Raw genomic sequence first — 24,704 nt, forward strand, 5'->3', positions numbered from 1 at the left:
TACCCCACATAATATAAAGGCTAAGAATGAACATAAATCATTCAGGTGCAAAAATCCCAATGAAAGAACTTGCTTCTTATTTTGGGTATGGAATGGGCCAGTGCTTCAGTTTTGGGCTGGTAGGCAGTTTTATTCTCTTTTTCTACACTGACATTATGGGGATCTCACCAGTAGCAGCCAGTATGATTTTCTTAATCGCCAGAGTATGGGATGCAGTACATGACCCATTGATTGCTGGTGTGATGGATACAATTAATATGCGGCGTGGAAAATTCCGCCCATACTTGCTGTTTACACCTTTTTTGATTTTCATCGTCACCGTGGCTGCATTTTATAATATCGAAGCCAGCCTGATGACGAAAACAATATATGCCGGTGTCACCTATATCTTATGGGGAACATTATATGCCCTCTCTGATATTCCATTCTGGTCAATGAGCACAGTAATGACAGATGAGCCGCAAGAACGTGCCAAAACAGCAACTTGTGCAATGCTTGGCGTTAATGCCGGCATTGGTGCCACCATGGTTTTATTCCCTTATATCAGTGGATTATTTGCAGAGAACAGTGCTGACCGCGGCTACCTTGCTGGTGTTGTCATCCTCATGACATTGGGGGTGATACTGATGTTAAATGGGTTCTTTAATACCAAAGAGCGCGTCAAAGTCACAGTGGTTGAAAAAATAACCTTAAAGCAGACCTTTATTGTCGTTTGGCAAAATAAGCCGCTATTTTTTATACTTAGCGCCTTTTTCATGAACGTTTTTTCTAACATCGTTAACACATTTTATATTTTCTTCTTCACCTATAATATGAAAGATGCTGAATTAGTTTCTGTTATAGGTTTAATTACTTTTGCCTGTGCATTGGCTTGCCTTGGCACCCCATTCTTAACTCGTCACTTTAAAAAGAGAGATTTATTCATTGCTCTGTGTGTGTTGGAAATAATAGCTCGTATCGGTTTCTGGTTTACGGGTTATCACAATGTGGTCTATGTAATGGTCTGGTTAGCCGTGATTACAGCAATTTTCATGATGACCAACCCGCTTATTTCCGCAATGATTGCCGATACGGTGGAATATTCTTATTACCATACCGGTAAGCGTTGTGCTGCTATCACTTTCTCTGGGCAGACTTTTGTCGGTAAACTCTCAGTTGCTGTCGCCGGCGGCCTCTCTGGCCTGATTTTATCAGTATTGGGTTATATACCCAATGTGGCTCAGTCGGAATGGACATTAAATGGCCTATTTTTCTGTATTTCTCTGCTACCTGCTTTAGGCGCAGTAATACGCATTCTGATTATGAGAAAATATAAATTTACCGAAGACCAACATGCCATACTGCGTAAAGAGCTTAAACAAGGGAAATTCCACCCTTCCGTCGGTAAATAATGTAATGAGCCGGGTAAAGCCAACAAAGCCGGTTTGTTAGATATCCTCAGTATTAAATGCTCTGACTCTGGTAAATTTTACTGGAGTCAGCGCCAAAAAGTGCCATCTGGGCACTTTTTTACTTATTAACCACATTTCGTAGTCTAAAATCTGACAAGAAAATTCTTAGGTGTAAATTAGGTTATTAAGTGGCTGATGACGTCGCGCTTCGCCTTATTCTAGCGATCCCTCTCTGCCCCTTTTATCTCCCATTTCTTGCGCAAAATAGATAAAAATCCAATATCGCGGTACAGTTAGCTAGGTTAAACCACCGAATAAAGATATTTATTGTTGGTTTCTCAGGCCAAATAAACCCCAAGAGGAAAGTCTGCACATGAATAAAAACCGGATATCTAAAATTATTATAGGGGCAATGGCTTTTATCGGGACGGTAACTCTCATTCCCACTGCACTCGCCTGTACCAGAGCTGTTTATCTGGGGCCTGAAGATTTAGTAATAACCGCACGTTCAATGGATTGGAAAGAGGATCTCCATTCAGATCTATGGCTATTCCCACGAGGAATGGAACGCAATGGTAATGCGGGGCCTAACTCCGTTGTTTGGACTTCAAAATATGGTAGCGTGATCACCGCCGCTTATAATATTGCCTCCACCGATGGCATGAATGAGAAAGGGCTAGTCGTAAATATGTTGTGGCTGGCAGAGTCCCAATATCCTGAACCTAGCGCCGGGAAACCTAATATCTCGCTGGCGGCATGGGGCCAATATGTACTGGATAACTTTGCTAGTGTCGATGAAGCTGTTAATTACTTTAAAAATGAACCTATCACCGTATTAACCAGTAAAGTCCCCGGCCAGGAAAGACTTGGTACCATTCATCTCAGCCTGTCTGATGCCAGCGGTGATAGCGCAGTCTTCGAGTATGTTGGGGGTAAACTTATTATCCACCACAGTCGTGAATATCAGGTTGTTACTAACTCACCGACCTATGATAAACAGCTAGCCATCAACTCGTATTGGGAAAGGATTGGCGGTACGACCATGCTACCGGGCACGAATAGTTCCAGCGATCGTTTTGTGCGTGCACAGTTTTATATCAATGCTATTCCTAAATATACTGATAAGCAGCTTGCTACTGCGAGTGTCCTGAGTGTCATTCGCTCAGTCTCAGTTCCTTTTGGCATCAGCACGCCTGATGAACCGAATATTTCCTCAACTCGCTGGAGAACCCTCTCCGACCAGAAAAATAAAATTTATTATTTTGAGTCCACATTAATGCCAAATACTTTTTGGGTAGACTTTAATAAAGTTAATTTTTCAACAACCAGTGAGGTTAAAATACTGCAACTAAATACCCCACAAGCGGCTCATTATACTGGGGATGTTTCTTCTTATTTTAAGGCCGAGAAACCTTTTGTATTTGAACCTGTGATACCAACAACATAAGACTTCGTACAGAATTTTAAGATAAAAAACGAGAGCCAGGGATAGCTCTCGTCCCACCAAAATCACATTCACTGCACGCTATATTGTTGTTCTGCGCTGTTAGTCATTTTACCCATCACAAAGGCCAAATTAGCAGCAGCCACCAAAGAAGCGGCATGGGCATCCGTACTCATTTGTTGAGCATTTAATAAACCATTCGCCGCCTCGTTGGCGACCGTAATGGTGCCCACACCATTGCGATAAGATTCCAGCGCGCCGTCATAAGCAATAAACGAGGTTTTCACAAGATTAAGTGCCGCTTGATTGGATTCAAGTGCAGAGCGCAAGGTATCAGCCGCGACTACAATTTCACGAACAGCCAATTCCTGTGTTTTCTTAAAGCCCTCAGCGGCAGCGGCTGCGCGCGATTCTGCTTCTTTGACCCTTGCCGCTCGTATGCCTCCATCGTAAAGAGGCACACTAACGCCAAGTAAAATGTTAGAAGACGAAGTCTGCGGGCTAATACCAGGCAAGCCCTGAATATCAAAATGCCCATCTCCGCCGGCAACTGCCCCAGCCAAATAGACTTTCGGCAAGAAATCAGCTTCAACGGCTTTCACACCCGCCGTGGCAGCTTTCACCGCAGCATAGCTCGCCAGAACATCTGGCCGTTGAGAAAGAGCCAAACGAATCATTTTTTCTGTTGGTGGGCTGGCAACATCAGGTAAAGCCCGATCCTCGGCATAACCTACTTGAATCGTCAGCGTCGGTGAAACGCCCATCGCACCAAGCAGGGCTTGATAAGCATCACGCTCAGTCCCCTTTGTCATCACACGCCGCAACTCAGATTGCGCCACTTGCTGTTGTGCCAATGCCACTTCAACCGTCGTGGCGATACCATTTTTTCGACGTTCTTCAGCTGCATCCTGAATCTTTAGGCTATTTTTCAGCGTTTGCTCGGCTATCTGGCGCTGCGTTTGGGCTGCACCATATTGGAAGTAAGTCCGGGTGACATCGTAAATCAGCTTTTGGTGCATGCCATTAAAGGTCACATTGGCGGCATAGGACGTATGTTTGGCCGCTTCCAGCAATGCGCTGCGCTGCCCAAAATCAAAGATAAGCCACTGTAGTGCTAGCGCAGGAACCACCTCACTCCCAGAGGTTTTAAGATCCCTTTCACTACCGATAGCATAAGGTAACGGCGTGCTGGTACTCTGATAGCCACCAATAACACTCGCTGAAATTATGGGTAAAAATATCGCCTCACCCATGCCCACAGCCAGCGCGGCCTGTCGCGCCTGCTGCCAGGCAATACGTGTGTCAGGATTTTGATTCTGGGCGATATCAATCAGCTCTGGTAATGAGTAAAGATGCTCACTTTTTATTACTGGCGCTGGCGGCAATTCTGCCACCGCTGGATTTGCTGGCACAGAAAAGTTACGCAGGCCTGTCGAGGCTCCGGCATCCGCCGTCCAAGGTTCTGAGTATGATGCCGGGGCTAGATCCAAGCTTTCAGTGGCGCAACCAGCAAGTAGCATGCAAAAGCCCATTACCGTACAAGTCTGGCTTACTCTGGCTCTCCGGGCCATAGGTACCGCGAATGTCTTCATGTCATCAAGTTCCCAGAAGTGCCTCAAGCCGTTTTATACGTTGTTGAATGGTAAGATCCGTTGGCAATAATTCTTGCCGTAAAAACTCGCTATTTTGCTGTTGCTCACCAGAGAATACCGCAGCATTGCCGCTGTTAGAAAGACGACGCAGCAGTTTTGCATCAGACGGTGATTTTTCAGTTGTCAGATACAGCACCGGACATAATCGGCTAATTTCTGCCAATATGGCTTGTAACCGCGCGCACTCTTCGTGTGATGGGCGCAATTGAGCCGGTTCAAAAGGAACCAGTGCCAGTTCATCGCGAGCAGCGGTGACCTCGGCTTCTACAACAGTGGCTTCTCTGAGCGCTGCTGGCCGGGCATCCGGTGACAGCGCCGCCAGATTAGTTAGCCCAGTTAATGCCTTGCCAATATGTGCATGTACCGCATCAACAATCGCCACCGGCCACAACCGGCTAAAGATCAAATACACCACAAAATTACCTAATAGAATGCCAATCACCCTGTCGAGTGCTACGCCCATATCAGAGCTCGGCCCAAAACCCTGCAACACCGTCAGCAGGAACGCCAGTCCTATTTGTACCCCGGCGTAGGCTATACGTTCATTACCACTGGAGACCCATGCAGCCAATATTACGCCGCCAAATACCAACACCATTAATTGCCCAATATCATTCAGATGGGGAATAATGAAAATGATTGCCAGCACTCCCATTAGCGCCCCAATCAGACAACCGATAATCCGCAGCACTAACTTATGCACCGTCTCCCCGGTAGTGCCCAGCGCGGTAACGTAGCAGGTTATCATTGCGGTATGAATGTCCTGCCAATCCAGCGCGGTGTAAATCAGATAGCAAATTAGGGCTGCGGCGGTAGTTTTTAGTGCAAACCGTTGATGGACAGGATTGGTCAGGGCATCGGCGGCAAAGAATGAGGATTTCGGCGCGTCCAGGTCTTGCCCATTATCCGCATTGGCGAGCGCTATCAGCGCGTTATAGATCTCAGCGAGTTCATCACCGGCATCCTTAATCACAAACGGCGGCGCAACTGCAAGCTGACCTGCCGCAATCGCCTCACCCGCCTGAGTACAATAAGCGGCCAGTTCAAGCCGTATATTTTCTGGCGTAGAAGCTGGCAGAACTGAAGCTGCCAGCATCAACCGATACGTACTTTTTACTGCATTTTCGAGCCAAACCGCCTCAATAGAGGGGCGAAGATGAAAAATACGTACAAAAAGCGCCCGCTGTTGATGTTCACTTTGCCCTTCATCTAGCAGCTCCGCTACCTTAGCCCTATTTTCGTTTTCGGGCTGACGCAATAGCTCGGCAACCGTCAATAACCGGTCAGCCAAACTGGCCCGTAATAGCTGCTGTGGCATTCTGCCAATTAAAAGATTAAAACCAATAATCAGTAACATCGGAGATACCGCCATCAGCCAGGCATATAGCAGCCCCCGTGTTGCTACCTCACCCATAGGAATATTGCTCAGCAAGGACATTACAAACGCGATGACCAGCGCGATAATGCAGCCTACCGGGCCAAGTTTGCTCGCAGAACCAAGATAGACAAACAAAAATGAGCTGAGAATCAACGCCGCCATACGCAGCGGTGCGGCTTCCAGGGTGAAATGGATCAGCAGGAACACCAGCCCCACCACCAGCGACACCAATATCGTGATGGCGATGGCCATTATTATGCTTTCTACACCATCCGGCTTCATCACGAAAATGATGAGATAGCAGCTAAGAGCCGATTCCGGAATGCCATATACCATGGCCACCAGAGTCATCAACGCGCAGAGTGCAGCCACGCGCCAGGCCATAGCAAATCGGCCAGGGAAAAAGGCTAAATCAGCTTTTGCCTGGCGGATTATTCCGCCCAGAGTGCCATCAGCAATCATCGTCATTTCGCACGACAACTACAGCAGTAGCACCAATACGCATCAAGTCTTCTGGTGGATTATCCAGATTAATGCGCACTGGGAAGCGCTGAACAACACGCACCCAATTCAGCGATTTCGGCACATAAGGCAAACCACGTGGGATATTAAACAAATCTTCAGAGCTGACGCCCCAACCAATTCCCTCAACCCGCCCCTGAATGGCCCGCTGGCGGTCGGCCATGACATACACGGTGGCACAGTCACCCACTTTGATATTCTTCAGCTCAGTTTCACGGAAAAATGCTGAAGCATGCCAATGTTCGGTATTGATAAGAGTAAAAATAGCCTGATCCGGGATAACAAATTCCCCCGTCGAGACAGTCAGCCCCACCACTCGCCCATCATGAGGCGCGTGCACTTGAGTATTGGTTAACTCTCGTTCGGCAATCGCCAAGGCAGCGCGGCGCGCGACTACCAAAGCTTCAGAGGCCGCGGTGCTACTGACCAAGGCCTCGGCAGCAAAAGACTGTTTCAACGCTTGTTTCAGACTAATTTCAGCATCGTGTTTCGCCGTCGCTGCGTCATCGACTTGCTGGGCGGTGACATAGCCTTTAGGCAGCAGAGGTTGTAGCCGGGCCAGTGTTTGCGTCGCCAATTTGAGGTTGGCTCGTGCCCGGACAATCTGCTCATCAGTAATAGCGGCATTGGACTGTTCAGCTACCACCGTCCGTTGCTGGGTATCCCGAGTCGCCTCTGCCATTTTTAATTCTGCTTGTGCCTGTTCAACACGTAGGCGATAAATATCCGGCTCAATGGTAAACAGCAGGTCACCACGCCGGACTTTACTATTCTCTGCCACATTCATCGTAATTATCCGACCGGGAACCGAGCTGACGACATGCACTACACTGGCTCCCAGTTCGGCGTCTTCAGACAATGGATTCAATGTGGTTTGCCGCACGGAAAGCCAGCCCAAGACGGCAGCTGCGACAACAATAACTCCGGCGACAATCAGCGCCAGTTGCCGCTTGCGCCCACTCCCTTGTAGCTTATTCATATTTATCATTCATCGCGCAAACAGTAATAGGGAACAAATAAATGCCACAGCAAGTGCCAGGCAGACATACACCAACAGCCGCCAAGGCAGCACCTCATCAAGACCTACGCGAATAAACATCACCCGCGCAATAATCGCTGCAATGATCCCAATAAAGGCGCATGCCATCCAGGACGGAAAATAAGAACCCAAAAGCGCGAAAGAAGGGGCTTCTGCTCTGGTGCAACCACTCAGGGTCACCGCCGATAACAGGGCCAATACGCCACGCCATGAGTTCGAGCTTGCCCAACCTAAGCAATTGAAAAAAATCAACTGTGGCTTCCTAAGGTGTTTTTGAATATTTGCCCATCTTTCATGATGAGCCGGAAGGCGGTCTCTGGCTGAGTAATCAGTTGGATATCTGCCAGTGGGTCGCCATCAACCAAAATCAAGTCTGCCAGTGCGCCATTTTCTACCACCCCGAGCTTGCCGGGATACGGGTTTCTTGGGCCAGAAAAAGCACAGAGTTCCGCATTAACACTGGTCGCCATTTTGAGAACTTCAAACGGAGAATACCAGCGGGTCAGCTTGGCTAATTGCGCGCCCTGCCTTGTTGCTAACCGGGCATCAAACAGCGTATCAGTGCCCCAGGCCGTTTTGATGTTGTACTTTTTCGCCAACATGTAGGCGTTATCAGTCCCGGCGACCATTTCAAGTTGCTTGGCACGTGAGGCCGGGGTTGCCATCGGCACCGCATCCTCATCATCCAGGAAAGGTTGTAAGCTCCACCAAATGCCTTTTTCTGCCATTAGCTGGACGGTTTCTTCATCCACCAATTGGCCGTGTTCAATACATTTAACTCCGCCTTTGATGGCCATGGTGACGGCCCGGGCGGTATAAGCATGCACAGTGACATAAGTGCCCCAGTTTTCGGCTGCCGTGACCGCCGCCTGGATTTCCGGCACTGAACCTTCCGTCACACTGATTGAATCATACATGGAGGCTACACCACCACCCGCCATATATTTAAGTTGCGATGCGCCGCGCATTAATTGCTCTCTGGCCCGCAATAACACCTGGTCAGCTCCATCAGCAATGGCGGTCATCCCGACTCGCTCGGCATAACTCAGCGGATCAGATGGCGTATGGGGTAATTCACCAAGCAGACGGAAATCGCCATGGCCACCCGTTTGAGTAATGAATGCGCCGGATGGGAAGATGCGCGGCCCGGTGGCAATATGTTCATCAATGGCCCGTTTCAGCCCAAAAACCGGCCCGCCCATGTCACGTACCGTCGTGAAACCCCGCATCAATGTGGCATCAGCCTCGGCAATTGCCAGCGCCTGAATATAGTTAAAATCTGCGGTCATCGCGGTCATCATTGACGGACGAGCCATAATGGCGTGCCAATGTGCATCAATCAGCCCCGGCATCAATACCCCGCCGCCGCCATCAATCTGCTCCACATCAGCTGGCAACTCGGTGTCAGCCGGTTCTACCGATTTTATCTTGTTGCCTTCGACTAACACCCGCAACCCATCTCGCAGTTGGTCTGAAACACCATCAAAAATGCGAACATTCACAAAAGCCATTACCCGCACAGCATTGGCGGCAACATCATTTTTTTGCAGTTTCGCACCGGGTACCGCCGCCGCAACAGTGGCCGCAGTGATAGGGGCTGATTGCGTGGCTTTTTGGGAAAATACGGTGTTAATACGTACGAACGCCGGGCTATTGCAGAGGCAACCTTCAGCATGTGTATGAGGGAGCTGGATTAATGGCATTTGAGACATAGATTTCTCCTATAAGGACTGTCCCTCCAATCAATAATCAGAGGGCTGCGCAATCGATAATAGAACAAATTTTCGCGTAACAGCTTATTTTTATGCCATTAATTAACCATAAAGAGTAATGAGTCTCTTTTCCTGATGAGAGAGAACAAATAATAAACATCATTCTCAGCAGGTGTTTTTTGTTTGTCTCTGTGGCAATATACATAACATATATGTTTCGTATAGGTGTTTTATGGGCATTGTTAAAATCTCCGATCTGATGCATGAAAACCTGCGGCTCGCCAGTAACGCCATGAGTCGGTCAATAAATGCGCAAGCTGAGCACTGGCTCAAAATGGGTATGCTAGCGGAGTTGTACCCTAACTTGAGTCACCATGAGCTCGCTCGCGCATTGGTTCAGGCTGAATTACAAGGCGGAGCAGACATTGCCAGAATCATCCAAAGTGAAACTCATACACTGACTAAGGTAGAGAGCGCGCAATGACCGCAGTAAAGATCCACACCCAAGCAGAGATTGAAATGGCCCGTGCGGCTGGCCAAGCCGCAGCGAAAGTGCTGGAAATAATCACGCCTTATGTTCAGGCTGGCGTCACAACTGATGAAATTGATCAGATCTGCCACGATTATATTGTTAATGAACTCAAGGTGATCCCCGCAAATATTGGCTATCACGGCTATACCCGCACCGTTTGTACCTCCGTGAATCATGTAATTTGCCACGGGATCCCTTCTGATAAAAAACTCAAAAATGGTGACATCGTGAATATTGATGTGGCCATTATTAAAGATGGTTGGTATGGCGATACCAGCAGAATGTATTTTGTCGGCGAACCATCAATCAGAGCTAAACGATTGGTAGATATCACATATTTGTCTATGGTTGAGGGTATCAAGGTGGTACGCCCAGGGGCAACGCTCGGTGATATTGGTGCGGCGATTCAACATGTTGCTGAAAGTGCAGGGTTTTCCGTCGTCCGGGAATATTGTGGTCATGGTGTGGGGCAGGAATACCATACCGACCCGCAGATTCTGCATTATGGGACACGCGGCGAGGGCATGGTTCTTAAACCAGGGATGATTTTTACCATCGAACCCATGATTAATGCCGGCAAAGCAGCAACCAGCGTCCTTGCCGATGGCTGGACGGTGGTCACCAAAGACCGCTCCCTGTCTGCGCAGTGGGAACACACTATTGCTGTTACGGAAACAGGCTACGACCTGCTGACACCTTGGCCTGAGGGCACCGGTGAATACCCGGCAATCTAATGTGTTCCAGTATTCGTGGCAGATGCGCGGTCAATGCACCCGCCACGGATACTGAAAAAAGTGCGGCTCAATTAACTTAACGGTAATAAACCGCAATATGCTGATCTTGCACTTTTTCTATTCTGACGTTTATATCAAAAATTTCTTCGAGAATGTCTGATTTCATTATTTCTTCTGGTGCCCCACGATAAATAACCGCACCGTCTTTCATGGCAATAATATGGTCGGAATAAGCAGAGGCAAAGTTGATATCATGAATAACCAAGATAATGGTTTTATTCAGTTCATCTGCTGCACGCCGTAATTGTTTCATCATCGCGACGCAATGCTTCATATCCAGATTATTCAATGGCTCATCCAGCAGGATATATTTTGTATCCTGACAAAGCACCATAGCAACATAGGCGCGTTGTCGTTGGCCACCCGAGAGTTCATCCAGATACCGGTCTTTCAGTAGTGTCAGATTAAGAAACTCCATCGCAGCATTAATATACTGACGATCATTTTCATTAAGCCTGCCTTTGGAATAAGGATAGCGCCCAAAACCCACCAAATCTGCAACTGTCAGCCGGCTGGTAAAATGATTTTCCTGGCGCAAAACTGACAGTATAGTAGCCAGCTTATCGCCAGACGTTTTCGCCACATCCAATCCGTTGAACCTAACAGTGCCAAGATCCGGTGTTAGCAGGCGGCTCATAATCGACAATAAGGTCGATTTCCCCGCACCATTTGGCCCAATAATTGACGTGATGCCACCAGAAGGAATGTGCTCGTTTATATTATCGAGTACCGTCGTATCTTGGTATTTTTTATAAATATCGGTTATTTCAATCACACCGGAGCCTTTTTTATTAACAGATAAATAAACAGCGCACCGCCAACAAATTCAATAACGACTGACAGTGTTCCCGACATGTTCAGTAAACGGTCAAGAATTAATTGCCCACCAACCAATGTAATAGCCCCCAACAAGAAAACACCGGGTAGCACATATTGATGACGGAAAGAGCCGACAATTGGATAAGCCAGATTCGCGATAAGCAGACCTAAAAATGTTAACGGCCCGACAAGCGCGGTAGAGATGGCCACCAGCAATGAAACCAGCAGCAAAATTGCGGTGATTTTTTTCTGATAGGCAACACCCAGATTAATTGCGGTATTTCTACCCAGCGCGATAATATCTAGGCAATGACGCATACGCCAAACAATAATACCCACGATAACAATTATCCCAGTAGAGAGCGCAATAATTTCGGGTGCCGCTCGCGTAAAGGTCGCAAATACTCGCCCCTGTAATATGGCAAACTCACTTGGAGAAAGCAGGCGCTGCATTAAGCTGGATAAGCTGCGAAATAACGTCCCGCACACCAACCCTATCAACAATACCCGGTGTAGATTGATTCCTACTCCGCTCAGTAACCAGCGGTAAAGGAATACCGAGAACATAAGAAGCAATGCTGACTCGCAGAGAAACTTACCAGTAATACCTAACACCCTGAATCCATTGGCATCGACAAAAAATATCAGTAGGGTTTGTATCAAAATAAATAGCGCTTCAAGCCCCATGACTGACGGCGTCAAAATACGGTTATTGGTGACAGTTTGGAATAACACGGTGGCAATGCCAGCAGCAAATGCGACCAACAGCATGGTGGCTAAAATAAGGCCACGATGCACCAGAATATAATGAATATTACCCCGGAGATTAATGGTCATGAATAAAATAATAGCGGCCAGCGCAATAACACTCAGTAACAATAACCGCTTTGCCGGTATGCTTAAAGCTCGGCTTTTCTCGTGGGAATGAGAACCTGTTGAAGAATACTCATTAGCCTGCATGACGTTTTGTCCTAACAATTAATAACAGGAAAACGAGTGCACCAATTGCGCCCAGAATAACACTGGCAGGTATTTCAAATGGGTAGCTTATCAAGCGGCCAATAATGTCGCATGACACCACCAAACCACCGCCACACAACGCGACCCAAGGTATGGTGCGGCGCAGGTTATCCCCCATTGCCATACTGACAATATTCGGCACAATTAAACCAAGGAAAGGCAGCACGCCAATGACCACCACCACCACCCCACTGGTGATGGCAATAATAGACATTCCTATCAACATAACTCGCTGATAATTAAGGCCCACATTGACAGAAAAATCGCGTCCCATTCCGGCGACAGTAAAACGGTCGGCAATGAGGCAGGCAATAAATGTTAATGCGCCCACTATCCACAGCAATTCATAGCGGCCTTGTAATACACCAGAGAAATCACCCGACTCCCAACTGCCCAGCGACTGAAGAAGATCAAATTCCATCGCCAGAAACGTCGTTACAGAACTGAATACCGCCCCCAGCATAATGCCCGTCAGCGGAACCATCAGTGCCGATTTCATTCTCATTCTGGCCAACAGCAACATAAATAGCCCGGTGCCGCCCATCGCAAATAAGGTCGCCACCAGCATTTTGACCATCACCGGTGCCGAGGGGCTAAATACCATGACTAACAGCAAGCCCAAGCTGGCGGATTGAGTAGTTCCCGCAATCGACGGTTCGACAAAACGATTTTGTGTGAGCATTTGCATAATCAGGCCAGCCACACTCATAGCACTGCCCGCCAAGACCAATGCCAAGGTTCGCGGCACGCGGCTTATCATAAAGATGTCGCGCATCTCGGGGTCTGACCAAACATCGGCTAAGGTGACATTGCCAGCACCAATAAATAGGCTGCATGCCATCAGGCCCAGTAAAATGACCAGGCCGGCAACAAAGCTAAGATTTTTCATTAGTGAGATTTACTGCGCTGCTGCTTTTTTATCCAATACCTGGCTAATTTTATCCATCAGCTGGCTATAACTCTGTATGCCACCGGCAATATAGAGTGAGGAAGAATCGAGATAAATAACACGGTCATTTTGCCAAGCTTTGGTTTTATTTATCAGTGGGTTATTAAGCACTTGTTGAGCTGGTTGGCCTTCAGCCCGCCCAATCGCGTTATCGCGATCCAGTACAAATAACCACTCAGGATTAGCATTAAGAATAAATTCAGAGGTCACTACATTGCCATGGCTGCCGGTTTCGGCGAAAGTCGCGGCGGGGGTAAATCCTAGCTCGTCAAACACAAATCCAAAACGGGAGCCTGGAGTATAAGCCGACATTTTTCCGCCACTGACCATCAATACCATCGCGGAACCCGCATTGGCAGATTTCTGTTTTATGCCGTCTATCTGGGCGGTAAAGTTGCTTAGCAGTGTTTTTGCTTCTTCTTCTTTTCCAAAGATGGACGCCAGCTGTTCAGTACGCTGGGCCAGACTCTGTGTAAAGTGTTGAGTATCAATATTCAGTGAAATTGTCGGTGCAATGGCGCTGAGTTTATCATAAGCATCTTGAGCACGGCCGCCTGCAATTATCAGATCAGGTTGCGCCTGACTTAGCGTCTCATAATCAGGTTCAAATAAAGTACCGGCATTCAGATAATCTGTACCACTGTATTTGGATAAAAACTCTGGCAAATGAGTGCTGGTTTGTGGAACACCAGCCACATTGATATGCAAAGCATCAGCAATATCCAGTGTCGACGGATTCAATATGATAACTTTTTGCGGATTTAGTGGCACCAGAGTGGTGCCCTGCGCATGCTCAATACTGATTTTTGGTGTTTCTTCAGGGGGCGTAGATGAATCATCACATCCGGTAATAACAGCACTGACTGCCAGTAATGATGAAAATAAGGCTAGACGTAATCGCATTTTCTCTCCTGAAAGGTAGGTATGTAAATATCCTTGAGTGGTAACGCTAATGATTTGCATTACTGATGATGGGATAATACCGATCTATACCTACGATGAACAGATTACATCGCAAATCATCAGGTTAATCTGTGAGATAGGCAGCCGCATAAATTCATAGTTGGGCTTTATATAGTAACTAGAGAGCATTTAACTATTTGTATTTAATGATAAATAATGGGTTTTAGCTAAATTGAGGTATTTTGTGATTTAGTAGGAAAAAAAAGGTTTTTTCTGCCCTGATCAGGAAATACGCCCTGCAAGTAAGATTATTTCTTCAGAAACCCTCACTTCTACTTAGTCGTAAAAATGAGGATTATCATTGAGGTAGGGTCTTTAGCGAGCAACAGCCTCGACTATTGATACATAACTGCCGGTATCTATAATACGATTTATTTTAAGCTCAGCCTTAGCAAGCAGTTCACTCAACTCAGCCTCGGTTCGTTCCCTCCCGCCGTCAAAACTTGCCATCAGTAAAAGATCCATATTCTTACCAAAATGCGGCGTATTACCCTCAGGAATAATGGTATCCATGATAAGAACTTTTCCATTTGGCAGCATTGCTTTGCGGCAATTGTGCAGTATTTCTATGGTTTTCTCATCTGGCCAGTCATGGGTAATATATTTCAATAAATAGAAATCTGCCGCAGGACATGACTCAAAGAAACTACCGGGCTGAACTCTCCAGCGCGCATCATCGGCTAACTCACCAAGGCGATGTCTTGCCAGTATTGGGGCTTGATCAAATAAAATACCCTGGAGGGTTGGGTTAGCCTGCAATACAGTTAATAGCAATCCCCCTAAACCACCTGCAATATCAACCACGGTGGCGCCTTCAGGGAAATTATAACTGCGCACCAGAGCCAGATTTTCCACCTCTGACATAGAAGACATACCGGAATGGAAATCATATTCTGGCGAGCGGGTTTGTGGTTTTGACCAATATTCGAAGAATGACATACCGTAAAGTTGTTTAAAAGCCGAGTGGCCTTGAACACTTTCTGCAATATTTCCTAGCGGGCCCCAGAACGTCTCATCGGTCAACATTAATACTGCATGGCGCAGAGAGTGTGGCTCAGATGAACACAACAATTTAGCCGCTGGATTCAGTCTAAATAAATCTCCGGTTTCCTCGTGAAAAATGTTTCGCGTCGCCAAAAGCCGCATAACTCGATGTAAATTCTGTGCATCAACCCCCAGTTCCATGCCTAATTGCTGTGCGGTTTTTGCCCCATCCACAAGATAGTCTGCCACTCCCAAAACAGCCACCGCTCGTAATGCGGCCTGATAGGAAAAGCCCATTGCTTCGCCCAATAGATATAATGCTGCCTTCTCACTTTCAGGTGTAAAAACATTATTAGTTCTCATGCTTATAATGCCTCTGATATTATATTCAATAAATTGAGATTCGAGACAACCAGGCAAACTCGCATTTAAATTGAAGACTAAAAGTTTGCTCGGATATAGCATGGCTACAAAATATAAACATGCCATTTATTAGCATTAAATATATTAACCTTCATAGGTTTGTTTTTATTTACACATGGCCAATAATATTTACAGCTATATTTTATTATTTAGATCTTAAGTATCACATTGATATTATTGAGATAATAAATGGTAATATTTCATTTCGTTAAAATAAAAACACTAAAGGCATTGAAAACATTAAATATAAAAATACTCATATAAAAACTGAATCATACAGATATTTAGCATGCTACTTATATTTAAACATTAAAAAAATAATGCGTTATTTAAATTATTCCTCACGAGTCTGCATAATAAAATAAACAGTTAAGTTAAGCTAACCCACTCAATAACAAGAAAAAGGAATCGGTGATAATTACACCATCTGGGGGTATTTAATCTGTAGAGTTATCTGACTTAGCCCCTGAGGGGGCGTAAACGGGTACCAGAATCTGCGCATTTCTTGGTCAAAATCTGCTTTAACGCACCACATTTTATTTTCTTTCTCTAAGCCAACCGCGCAATATTTGTGCAAAAACCGAGCAGTTGTATGACAGTTTTGTGAACAATCTCTAAAGATAAAATAATTAGTTTGATCTATCTACGCGGGTAGATACACTAAAAACACAAGACAAAATCAATCACTGCTAATGTTTTATCGCCACCCCCTTTTTAGCTGGTATGCACCAGCTACAGGGATATAGGTTAATAAATAAACAGGCAGATATTGATGCATGACTATGTTGCTTCAACACCAGGGGAATTTTTTAATGACTTCAATCAATAGTTCGCTAGCAGATAGTGCTCCATCAGAGAGCGCAGCTGCAGAAGAGCGCCTGGCGACGCCCGAAGGTCGAAAAGACTTTTGGCGCGCCACCTTTTCATGCTGGCTTGGCACCGCTATGGAGTATGCAGATTTTGCACTCTATGGTTTGGCTGCTGGCATCATATTTGGTGATGTCTTCTTCCCTGAAGCGACACCGGCTATTGCCTTGTTATCCAGTTTTGCTACTTATTCCGTCGGCTTTATTGCCCGGCCGATTGGCGCTCTGTTGTTCGGCAGACTCGGCGATCGCAAGGGCCGTAAAGTGGTGATGATTACCACCATTTCATTGATGGGCGCGTCTACCACGATGATTGGCTTAATCCCAAGCTATGCCTCTATTGGTTTGTGGGCACCGGCTTGTCTGGCATTTTTGCGCTTTATGCAAGGGCTGGGCGCAGGTGCTGAACTGTCGGGCGGGGCGGTGATGCTGGGGGAATATGCGCCAACCAAAAGGCGAGGTCTGGTTTCTTCCATTATTGCCTTGGGCTCTAACAGTGGCACGCTACTGGCAGCCTTAGTGTGGTTATTGGTATTGCAGATGGACAAACAAACGCTGCTCGACTGGGGTTGGCGTATTCCGTTCCTTTCCAGCATCTTAATTGCCGGTGCCGCACTCTTTATTCGCCGTCATATGCGCGAAAGCCCGGTGTTTGAGCGCCAAAAATTAGTGCTGGAACAACAGCGTGCAGCAGCACTGGCTCTTGGTCGCAGCCATATGGCAGAAGTGGATAACCGCACTTTCTGGCAGCGCAGTAAGTCGTTCTGGATTATGGTTGGCTTGCGTATCGGCGAGAACGGCCCGTCTTATCTGGCGCAAGGTTTTATGATTGGTTATGTCGCCAAAGTGCTGATGGTGGACAAGTCGGTGCCCACCATGGCGGTATTTATCGCCTCCTGCCTGGGCTTTTTGATTATTCCATTAGCGGGCTATCTGTCAGACCGCTTTGGTCGTCGAATTACCTACCGCTGGTTCTGTTTATTGTTAATAATCTATGCTTTCCCGGCATTTATGCTGCTAGAAACTCGTGAGCCTATTCTGGTTATGGGGACTATAATCGTCGGTATGGGTCTGGCATCCTTAGGTATCTTTGGCGTGCAGGCAGCATGGGGTGTTGAGCTGTTTGGGGTGACTAATCGCTATACTAAAATGGCGGTAGCAAAAGAGTTAGGGTCAATTCTGTCCGGTGGTACTGCACCACTGATTGCTGCGGCAATGTTGACATATACCGGCCATTGGTGGCCAATTGCCTTATACTTCGCCGTGATGGCCGCCATTGGCTTTGTCACCACTTTCTTTGCTCCTGAGACACGTGGACGTGACCTCAACTTGCCAGAAGATGCGATTTAAGACAGAAAAGTAGGTAATTGTGGTCAAACTTCAGTCTCAACGTATTACACGTTCTGATGTTGCGCGAGAAGCCGGCACTTCGGTGGCGGTAGTGAGTTATGTTATCAATAATGGGCCGCGTCCAGTGGCAGAAGCCACCAGGCAGCGAGTGCTTGATGCCATCAAGAAAACCGGTTATCGGCCAAATGAGATTGCCCGCGCATTAGCTTGCGGTACCACCAAGACTTATGGTCTGGTGGTACCCAATATTTCCAACCCATTCATTTCTTCAATGGCCCATGCCTTGCAACGCGAGGCGTTTGCCAATGGGCAAGTTTTGTTATTGGGAGATGCCGGTGACTCTCGTCAACGTGAACTCGAACTTATCAATAACTTGCTGCATCGCCAGGTTGATGGCTTGCTGTACACCAGTGTTGACCGCCACCCTTATATCGATTTAATTCAAGCCACTGGCACGCCATTTGTCATGTTGGATAGGGTCGACCCCGCGCAACACATCTGTGCCATTCGGGTGGATGAACGCGCAGCGGCATTCCAAGCGACTCAGCACCTGATTGGCCATGGCTATCGCGATATTGCCATTATTTGTGGCCCGCTGGACATGCTTAATACTCAAGATAGGATTAATGGCTGGCGCGATGCATTGCAACTGGCAGGGCTGGCCGTGCGCAATGAGTGGATTTTCCCGACGACCTATACCCGCCCGGGCGGTTATCAGGCAGCACAAAAAATGCTGCAAGGGCCGTTGCCACAGGCCTTGTTTACCACCAATGAATTGCAGGCGTTTGGTTGTTTGCGCGCTATGGCCGAGCACAATATGACCGCCCCGAAAGACTTGGCTCTTATCTGTTTTAACGGCACCATTGAGTCTGAATATAACGTCCCGTCACTGACGACGGTGCGCCAACCGGTGGATGCAATGGCAAAAACCGCCATTGAGATGCTAAAAAACTGGAATGGCACCCCGACAGTTCGCGAGTTCGATTTTTCGCTGCAAGTCGGTGAGTCCTGCGGCTGCTCTATCAGCAAAAAAAATTCTCCATAATAAAAAGATAAAAACATGCGTTTAATTATTGATTGTGACCCAGGAAATGGCATACCCGGCGCGAATATTGATGATGGTCTGGCATTAGCACTTGCCATCGCCGCCCCGGAAATTGAGTTAGAACTGATAACTATCGTGGCGGGAAATACCCCCTGCGAAGTGGGATTTTCTGTTGCTCATGATTTAATCACCCGCTTGGGGCTCAGCATCCCAATCATTCGCGGTGCTTCACAGGCTTTGGTTGAGCCCGCCGCACTCTGGCGCGATAAGCTGGATAATGGTGCGGCCAGAAATGGGCTAACTGCACTTTGGCAGCAAACACCACAGCCCCCCGCCGTGGAGTCCAATGCACCATTAGCAGCCCATGCCATTGGCGAATTAATCTGTAATAATCCCGGCGAAATAACTTTGGTGGCTATCGGCCCTTTGACTAATCTCGCTCATGCGATGCAACTTTATCCACAACTGGCATCATCAGTGGCCGAAATTGCCATCATGGGCGGTGTATTTAATGTCGACGGCTACCTTAAAGACACTAATTTTGGACTTGATCCTGAAGCCGCCCATGTGGTGCTAACGAGTGGTGCCAACATCACACTGGTGCCGTTGGATGTCACCACCCAGACCCAAATGTTGCATCAGGATTTGGATAAGATTGCGCAGATTAACTCACCACTCAGTGATTATCTGGTCGAGACGCTTCGCCCGTGGATAAGCTACTCAATGCAAACCCGCCAACTGCCGGGGTGTTGGGTACATGATGCATTGGTCATCGCCGGGTTACTGGATAAAAGCATCGTGACCAGCAGCAGCGATTATCTTGATGTGGCACTGGAAGGCGCACTTACTCGTGGCATGACCTTGCGCTTTAGTCCGGAGAAGCTGCGCTTAGATGTGGGCATTCCGGCCCCAAGAGGGAAACCGGTAAAAATATTGCAAACAGTTGATAATAAAAAACTCTTGGATACTATCTATCAATACCTGAGCAATTATCACTAATTTGATTTAGTACCGATTTAACCGGTATCGGCTATCCTATTTATCCAGCGAGCTGTTTTAGTACCCAATAATAACCAGCTTAAACAGCCCCAGACTTGAAGAGCCCATATCCCTTATGCTGACACTGCTGCACCTGCTTTCTTCCGTCGCCCTACTGGTGTGGGGAACACACATTGTTCGTACCGGCATTATGCGGGTTTATGGTGCTGATTTGCGCCGAGTATTGAGCGCCAGTATCCAGAAGAAACCGACCGCTTTTGTGGCCGGGATTGGCGTGACTGCGCTGGTACAAAGCAGCAATGCTACCGCGTTACTGGTTATCTCCTTTGTGTCGCAAGGGTTGATTTCATTGTCGCCGGCGTTGGTGATTATGCTCGGGGCAGATGTCGGGACGGCGCTGATGGCGCGGGTGCTTACCTTTGACCTCTCCTGGCTGTCACCTTTGTTAATTCTCGGCGGGGTGATTGTCTTCCTTGGGCAGCGTAAGGCCCGAGTGGGGCAAATGGGGCGGGTGTGTATTGGCCTCGGGCTGATTATTCTGGCACTGCAATTAATCGTCACTTCAGCCGGGCCGATTACCCAGGCAACCGCTGTGCAGGCCATTTTCTCGTCCCTTACCGGGGATACCATTTTGGCGCTGTTGATTGGCGCGCTGTTCGCCATGATAAGTTATTCCAGTCTGGCCGCAGTGTTACTGACCGCCACTCTCGCCGCCACCGGTCTGGTACCGTTAAATATCGCCCTCTGTATTGTGATTGGTTCAAATCTGGGCAGTGGTTTTCTGGCACTGATCAGCAGCCGAGGGCAAAATGCCGTCTCCCGCCAAGTGGTTTTGGGCAGTTTGCTGTTTAAAATCATCGGCTGCATTTTGGTTGTGCCGTGGGTTAATGTGTTAGGGAAATGGATATACGGGCAAAATATGCCTGCGGCTGAAGTGGTTATTTACTTCCATGTTTTCTATAACCTACTGCGCTGTTTACTGATGCTGCCATTGGTTGGCCCAATGGCGCGTATCTGTAGTCGGTTGGTCAGTGATGACCCAAATACGGTACAAGCCTCTGCACCGCGCTATCTCGATATTACCGCCATCGATACCCCGTCACTGGCCTTGGCGAATGCCGTGCGAGAAACCCTGCGCATGGGGGATGTGCTGGAGCAAATGCTGTTGCGCTTTAAAGAAGTGCTGGAGGGCAATAAGCAGCAAAAGCATGAAGTTAGTTTGCTGGAAGACGAAGTCGACATGCTGTATAGCGCGATAAAACTCTATTTAGCGCAAATTCAGCAAGATGAGTTAGGTGAAATAGATTCACGCCGCTGGGCTGAAATTATTGATACCGCGGTCAATCTTCAGCAGGCCGGCGATATTATTGGCCGCATGACATCAGATGTCGCCGCCAAGTCGCTCAATGCCCGTAAGCCGTTTTCAGCCGAAGGTTTTGAGGAACTCACTACTTTGCATGCCCGCCTGGTGGCGAATTTGGATCTCGGTATGTCGGTATTTTTATCTAGTGATATCAATAACGCCAAGCGTCTGCGCCGCGCCAAGCACCGCTTTCGCTTGCTAAACCGCCGCTATTCCCATGCTCATGTCGAGCGCTTACATCAGCAAAACGTCCAGAGCATTGAAACCAGCAGTCTGCATATGGGGCTATTAGGCGATATGAAGCGCTTGAACTCATTGTTCTGCTCAACCGCTTACCATGTGTTGGAAGTACAAGAAGAAGCGCTGGATTAAGCCAACAATACTGGCAAATAAAACACCGAATCACAACATAACATATTGAATATGTTTGGTTTTTTACCTTTTTTATAATTAAAAATCCGGTTATTTTATTGACTTTTGTCGCCATAAAAAAACGGCACATACCTGATGATATGTGCCGCTGAATACTTATAACAACTTATCTTGGTTAGAAATTATATTTAATACCCAGTGTGATGCTGCTATCACTGTAACCATTGTTACCCAGTTGTTGGCCCACATTCCCCCACAAGTTCAGCTTGTTATTTACCTGGCCTTCAGCACCCAGTTTCAGTTCGGCAATATTAGCGGCACCCGCTTGTTTTACAGTAATGCCATCTAATGTAGTGCCGAAATCTTTGGTGTTATGGATCCAGTTAGCTTCCACATAAGGTTTAAATGTTGGCCCTTTAGCAACACCTTCAGACTGAATTGGGCTTATAAAGGCTTTCGCGCCTAAACGAGTTTGAATATTGTTATTCCCCTCGCCAGAGACGACGGTGCCATTTGTTTCCGTGTGAGAATCTGCTTTCACCCCCATCCAGACCACTTGAGCTTTTGGCTGAATAAAGTAATTGCGGTTAGCACTTTCACCCACTTTGAAGGTATAGCCACTCTCAACTGCGGCGGTAAATCCTTTAGAATCATATTTCTCAGTGGCGAGATCCTGCCCATCAACTTGGTTGTTAAACCAGTTATATTGCAACCAAGTGTCAACATAAGCACCGGTATTGTCCTGACCCTCAGCAAACCATGTGCCATACATCCCCACACTGTAACCATCAACAGAACCATTGGAGCGATAGCCAGTTCCCTGCGCCACACTTGAACTGCTGCTATTGGCATAACCGGCCATCACACCAACCCGCCACAGATCTTGTGCGTTGCGGCTCCATTGCGCCACATCTCCGCCCAATTGGATAACATAGCGGTTATCTTGCGTTTTCAATTCACCACTATCATCACGAGAGCGGTTATGGCTGCCTTCATTTCTTAGCCACATACTGGTGCTTTTCTCTTCACCGGTAAAGACGTCGGTATACAGCGTCTCGCCAGAACGATCCGCCAAAGTGGTCACAAACAGGGTGTTGGCTGCGGCCAGGTTCGCGGTATAGCTGGCGGACTCTGGGCGCAGCTCAGGAATTTTTTCCTCGTCTGCGGTACGCAAATACCAGTCACCATCAGCTGGCGCACTCGCACTGCCTTGATACAAGAAGTATTCGTAAGCACCCGCAACCGCACGACCATTAAGGGTAAATTCCCCAGCTGAATTACCGCCGACATCAATAATCTTGATACCTTCAGCCGTCCGCGCCCCATTACCGCCAATATTATTCACCGTGACATAACTTTGCCCTGCGGTATTCCCGGTAATCATCAACCGATCGGTGGTGGAGGAATCGCCTGCCAGAACAGTATTGAAGACCACAGTGCCATTGTTGCCGGTATAATTACCGTCAATAGTGAAAGTCCCAAAATCTCCGCCGGTTAAAGCATTCGGCATCAGCAGCCGACCGCTGTTTTCAACATTCCCGGTGACCTTGCCATACCCACCTAATGAACCTGTAGTGGCAATATTCACATCACTGGTCAGATTGGCAATAGTCGATGCCAGTGTGACCGACAATGAACGCGCTAACGGTGACTCTTCCAGCGCAATAATTGATGTCGCTGGTGCACTGCCCAATTGGAGTAAACCATTTTCAATGGTCGTCAGGCCGGCACTCACGGAGTCGCCTTCAATGGTAACAGCCCCGCTCCCTCGTTTAATCAGTGCACCGCTACCGGCGATATTGTTAATCAGAGTCCATTTTGCTGCAGTATCCAGAATTAATTCACCACTATTATCAACACTGCCACCCCCCAAGTTTTGGGCGCTATTTACTGTCAGCGCAGTGCCGGTATTGGTACTGAAAACACCAAAATAGCCGCTATTATCGCCCGCTAACTGGATATTGGCACGGTTCATCAATTGAACGTTACCATCACTACCCGTCAGATTATTCGATAAGACGCCGCGGGTATTATCCAGGTTAAGCATGCCGTTATTGTTAATCGCGCCACTTCCCAAACCTTGAGCCTGGTAGAGGTGTGCCGTTGCGCCGCTGGCAATATCAGTACTGCCGGTGAAGCCGCTATTCCCTTGCGTGATACTCAGTAAACCGCCGGTCAAGGCTAATTCCCCTGAACCACTCAGCGCACCATCAACCTGACCACCTTCTGTCACGGATAATTTGCCGTCATTGAAATTCAGGGTGCTGCCGGTTTCGGTAGTTAATTGCCGTACTCTCTGCTCGGTGCCGTTAAGATCTACATTAGTGGCATTGCTCATCGCCAACAGCGAGGTTTGCCCCAGTGCCGAGTCTGCATCCAGACGTAAATTGCCTGAACGTACCCATGTTGCCCCGGTATAGCTGTTGGTCGAGTTAGATAACGATGCGGTACTGCCGTCATTAGCGGAAACAAACGCCAAATCACCACTGCCACTAATCTGGACAGAAAGGTCATTGGATTGCTTGCCATTGTTAGCCAGCGTTGCGGTCAAGACCAAGGCATCATTGCCAGTGCCCTGTAGCGCTACGGCTTTCAGCCCATAATTTACATACAGACCGTCATAATCGTTACCGGTGGTGAGGCCGTAATTAAATGAACCGACTGCTGCTACCGAACTCCCTCCACTGTTATAAATATCCTGATAGAAAATAGCACTGATCGGATTGTCGTTCTCATCGGCTAAGGTCAATTCTTGCCCAGTCCCCGTGGCAGCCCCAGTCCCCAACTTAACAATAATTTCACCTTCATCCAGTTGCATCACCGGCAAACCATCAAGGCTTGGGACTAAAGTCGCAGGTAAGTTAACCCGAATAGTACCGCCACCGGTGGTATTGATGTTGTTTGCTGCAAAGGTGCCTTCTGAGCTAATAATCCCAGAATGATCAACAAGATTATTAAACAGCATCGTACCGCCGTTCATCACTAATCCGCCGATATTCTGGGTGCCATCCGCCACCGATGTTAGGCTGCCACTGGATAATTTCAGTGTGGCATTCGTCAGGGCCGAAGTATTCATCCCATCCAGAT

General features: G+C 47.6%; 19 protein-coding genes. 8 read left to right on the forward strand and 11 right to left on the reverse strand.

Going from position 1 to position 24,704, the window contains the following annotated elements; genetic code table 11:
• The first annotated feature begins 26 nt into the window (after window positions 1–26).
• Window positions 27–1,391 (forward strand): MFS transporter, encoded by a 1,365-nt coding sequence (locus YROHD0001_RS06355; RefSeq protein ID WP_004715341.1) that lies wholly within the window; start codon window positions 27–29, stop codon window positions 1,389–1,391.
• A gap of 373 nt (window positions 1,392–1,764) precedes the next feature.
• Window positions 1,765–2,838 (forward strand): linear amide C-N hydrolase, encoded by a 1,074-nt coding sequence (locus tag YROHD0001_RS06350; protein ID WP_004715342.1) that lies wholly within the window; start codon window positions 1,765–1,767, stop codon window positions 2,836–2,838.
• A 68-nt stretch (window positions 2,839–2,906) separates the two neighbouring features.
• Here the strand turns inward: YROHD0001_RS06350 and YROHD0001_RS06345 are convergent, their stop codons facing one another.
• The 5 genes from YROHD0001_RS06345 to YROHD0001_RS06325 are packed head-to-tail and all read right to left on the reverse strand — an operon-like array spanning window position 2,907 to window position 9,138.
• Window positions 2,907–4,427, reverse strand: a complete 1,521-nt coding sequence (locus YROHD0001_RS06345; RefSeq protein WP_032817184.1) for a TolC family protein — start codon at window positions 4,425–4,427, stop codon at window positions 2,907–2,909.
• 4 nt (window positions 4,428–4,431) lie between these two features.
• Window positions 4,432–6,333 carry an FUSC family protein gene (locus YROHD0001_RS06340; protein ID WP_032817185.1) on the reverse strand — a complete coding sequence of 634 codons (1,902 nt, stop codon included), beginning with the start codon at window positions 6,331–6,333 and terminating at the stop codon, window positions 4,432–4,434.
• Complete coding sequence (mdtN, locus tag YROHD0001_RS06335; RefSeq protein WP_032817187.1) at window positions 6,317–7,366, reverse strand: multidrug transporter subunit MdtN; 1,050 nt, start codon at window positions 7,364–7,366, stop codon at window positions 6,317–6,319. Before mdtN ends, YROHD0001_RS06340 begins: the two co-directional genes overlap by 17 nt.
• Window positions 7,367–7,375: 9 nt before the next feature.
• A complete protein-coding gene (locus YROHD0001_RS06330) occupies window positions 7,376–7,678 on the reverse strand; it encodes a YtcA family lipoprotein (RefSeq protein ID WP_072086864.1) in 303 nt (100 codons plus the stop codon).
• On the reverse strand, window positions 7,675–9,138 hold the full coding sequence (locus YROHD0001_RS06325; protein ID WP_004715347.1) for a metal-dependent hydrolase family protein: 1,464 nt from the start codon (window positions 9,136–9,138) through the stop codon (window positions 7,675–7,677). Before YROHD0001_RS06325 ends, YROHD0001_RS06330 begins: the two co-directional genes overlap by 4 nt.
• A 232-nt stretch (window positions 9,139–9,370) precedes the next feature.
• Here YROHD0001_RS06325 and YROHD0001_RS06320 point away from each other — a divergent pair, with 232 nt between their 5' ends.
• Together YROHD0001_RS06320 and map are read left to right on the forward strand one after the other, a co-directional pair.
• Window positions 9,371–9,622: a ParD-like family protein gene (locus tag YROHD0001_RS06320; RefSeq protein WP_004715348.1), complete on the forward strand. Its 252-nt coding sequence runs from the start codon at window positions 9,371–9,373 to the stop codon at window positions 9,620–9,622.
• Window positions 9,619–10,404 carry a type I methionyl aminopeptidase gene (gene map / locus YROHD0001_RS06315; protein ID WP_032817189.1) on the forward strand — a complete coding sequence of 262 codons (786 nt, stop codon included), beginning with the start codon at window positions 9,619–9,621 and terminating at the stop codon, window positions 10,402–10,404. Before YROHD0001_RS06320 ends, map begins: the two co-directional genes overlap by 4 nt.
• 76 nt (window positions 10,405–10,480) lie before the next feature.
• On the opposite strand, the gene YROHD0001_RS06310 is transcribed toward map, so the two are convergent.
• The 5 genes from YROHD0001_RS06310 to YROHD0001_RS06290 all read right to left on the reverse strand — a co-directional run bounded on the left by YROHD0001_RS06310 (window position 10,481) and on the right by YROHD0001_RS06290 (window position 15,562).
• Window positions 10,481–11,239, reverse strand: coding sequence for an iron ABC transporter ATP-binding protein (locus YROHD0001_RS06310; RefSeq protein WP_032817190.1), 759 nt, complete (start codon window positions 11,237–11,239; stop codon window positions 10,481–10,483).
• Window positions 11,236–12,243: an iron chelate uptake ABC transporter family permease subunit gene (locus YROHD0001_RS06305; protein WP_032817191.1), complete on the reverse strand. Its 1,008-nt coding sequence runs from the start codon at window positions 12,241–12,243 to the stop codon at window positions 11,236–11,238. Before YROHD0001_RS06305 ends, YROHD0001_RS06310 begins: the two co-directional genes overlap by 4 nt.
• Window positions 12,233–13,192, reverse strand: coding sequence for an ABC transporter permease (locus tag YROHD0001_RS06300; RefSeq protein WP_004715352.1), 960 nt, complete (start codon window positions 13,190–13,192; stop codon window positions 12,233–12,235). Before YROHD0001_RS06300 ends, YROHD0001_RS06305 begins: the two co-directional genes overlap by 11 nt.
• A 9-nt stretch (window positions 13,193–13,201) precedes the next feature.
• A complete protein-coding gene (locus tag YROHD0001_RS06295) occupies window positions 13,202–14,155 on the reverse strand; it encodes a siderophore ABC transporter substrate-binding protein (protein ID WP_032817192.1) in 954 nt (317 codons plus the stop codon).
• A gap of 375 nt (window positions 14,156–14,530) precedes the next feature.
• Window positions 14,531–15,562, reverse strand: coding sequence for a methyltransferase (locus YROHD0001_RS06290; RefSeq protein WP_004715354.1), 1,032 nt, complete (start codon window positions 15,560–15,562; stop codon window positions 14,531–14,533).
• Between the two features lie 872 nt (window positions 15,563–16,434).
• Between YROHD0001_RS06290 and YROHD0001_RS06285 the strand changes: the two genes are divergently transcribed.
• The 4 genes from YROHD0001_RS06285 (at window position 16,435) to YROHD0001_RS06270 (ending at window position 21,617) form a co-directional block, all read left to right on the forward strand.
• Window positions 16,435–17,838 (forward strand): MFS transporter, encoded by a 1,404-nt coding sequence (locus tag YROHD0001_RS06285; RefSeq protein WP_004715355.1) that lies wholly within the window; start codon window positions 16,435–16,437, stop codon window positions 17,836–17,838.
• Between the two features lie 43 nt (window positions 17,839–17,881).
• Window positions 17,882–18,883, forward strand: coding sequence for a LacI family DNA-binding transcriptional regulator (locus YROHD0001_RS06280; protein ID WP_071817892.1), 1,002 nt, complete (start codon window positions 17,882–17,884; stop codon window positions 18,881–18,883).
• Window positions 18,884–18,898: 15 nt separating this feature from the next.
• A complete protein-coding gene (locus YROHD0001_RS06275) occupies window positions 18,899–19,882 on the forward strand; it encodes a nucleoside hydrolase (RefSeq protein WP_004715358.1) in 984 nt (327 codons plus the stop codon).
• A gap of 115 nt (window positions 19,883–19,997) precedes the next feature.
• Window positions 19,998–21,617: a Na/Pi cotransporter family protein gene (locus YROHD0001_RS06270; protein WP_004715359.1), complete on the forward strand. Its 1,620-nt coding sequence runs from the start codon at window positions 19,998–20,000 to the stop codon at window positions 21,615–21,617.
• Between the two features lie 175 nt (window positions 21,618–21,792).
• Here the strand turns inward: YROHD0001_RS06270 and YROHD0001_RS06265 are convergent.
• Window positions 21,793–24,704: autotransporter outer membrane beta-barrel domain-containing protein (locus YROHD0001_RS06265; RefSeq protein ID WP_032817203.1), on the reverse strand; the 2,912-nt coding region annotated here is incomplete at its 5' end.

The organism is Yersinia rohdei ATCC 43380, assembly GCF_000173775.1.
Classification (GTDB): domain Bacteria; phylum Pseudomonadota; class Gammaproteobacteria; order Enterobacterales; family Enterobacteriaceae; genus Yersinia; species Yersinia rohdei.

What these genes read in the sequence shown, in the direction of transcription:
- YROHD0001_RS06355 (WP_004715341.1), top strand. Translation starts at nt 27, where the DNA reads ATGAACATAAATCATTCAGGTGCAAAAATCCCAATGAAAGAACTTGCT.
- YROHD0001_RS06350 (WP_004715342.1), top strand. Translation starts at nt 1,765, where the DNA reads ATGAATAAAAACCGGATATCTAAAATTATTATAGGGGCAATGGCTTTT.
- YROHD0001_RS06345 (WP_032817184.1), bottom strand. Translation starts at nt 4,427, where the DNA reads ATGAAGACATTCGCGGTACCTATGGCCCGGAGAGCCAGAGTAAGCCAG.
- YROHD0001_RS06340 (WP_032817185.1), bottom strand. Translation starts at nt 6,333, where the DNA reads ATGACGATGATTGCTGATGGCACTCTGGGCGGAATAATCCGCCAGGCA.
- mdtN (WP_032817187.1), bottom strand. Translation starts at nt 7,366, where the DNA reads ATGAATAAGCTACAAGGGAGTGGGCGCAAGCGGCAACTGGCGCTGATT.
- YROHD0001_RS06325 (WP_004715347.1), bottom strand. Translation starts at nt 9,138, where the DNA reads ATGTCTCAAATGCCATTAATCCAGCTCCCTCATACACATGCTGAAGGT.
- YROHD0001_RS06320 (WP_004715348.1), top strand. Translation starts at nt 9,371, where the DNA reads ATGGGCATTGTTAAAATCTCCGATCTGATGCATGAAAACCTGCGGCTC.
- map (WP_032817189.1), top strand. Translation starts at nt 9,619, where the DNA reads ATGACCGCAGTAAAGATCCACACCCAAGCAGAGATTGAAATGGCCCGT.
- YROHD0001_RS06305 (WP_032817191.1), bottom strand. Translation starts at nt 12,243, where the DNA reads ATGCAGGCTAATGAGTATTCTTCAACAGGTTCTCATTCCCACGAGAAA.
- YROHD0001_RS06300 (WP_004715352.1), bottom strand. Translation starts at nt 13,192, where the DNA reads ATGAAAAATCTTAGCTTTGTTGCCGGCCTGGTCATTTTACTGGGCCTG.
- YROHD0001_RS06295 (WP_032817192.1), bottom strand. Translation starts at nt 14,155, where the DNA reads ATGCGATTACGTCTAGCCTTATTTTCATCATTACTGGCAGTCAGTGCT.
- YROHD0001_RS06290 (WP_004715354.1), bottom strand. Translation starts at nt 15,562, where the DNA reads ATGAGAACTAATAATGTTTTTACACCTGAAAGTGAGAAGGCAGCATTA.
- YROHD0001_RS06285 (WP_004715355.1), top strand. Translation starts at nt 16,435, where the DNA reads ATGACTTCAATCAATAGTTCGCTAGCAGATAGTGCTCCATCAGAGAGC.
- YROHD0001_RS06275 (WP_004715358.1), top strand. Translation starts at nt 18,899, where the DNA reads ATGCGTTTAATTATTGATTGTGACCCAGGAAATGGCATACCCGGCGCG.
- YROHD0001_RS06270 (WP_004715359.1), top strand. Translation starts at nt 19,998, where the DNA reads ATGCTGACACTGCTGCACCTGCTTTCTTCCGTCGCCCTACTGGTGTGG.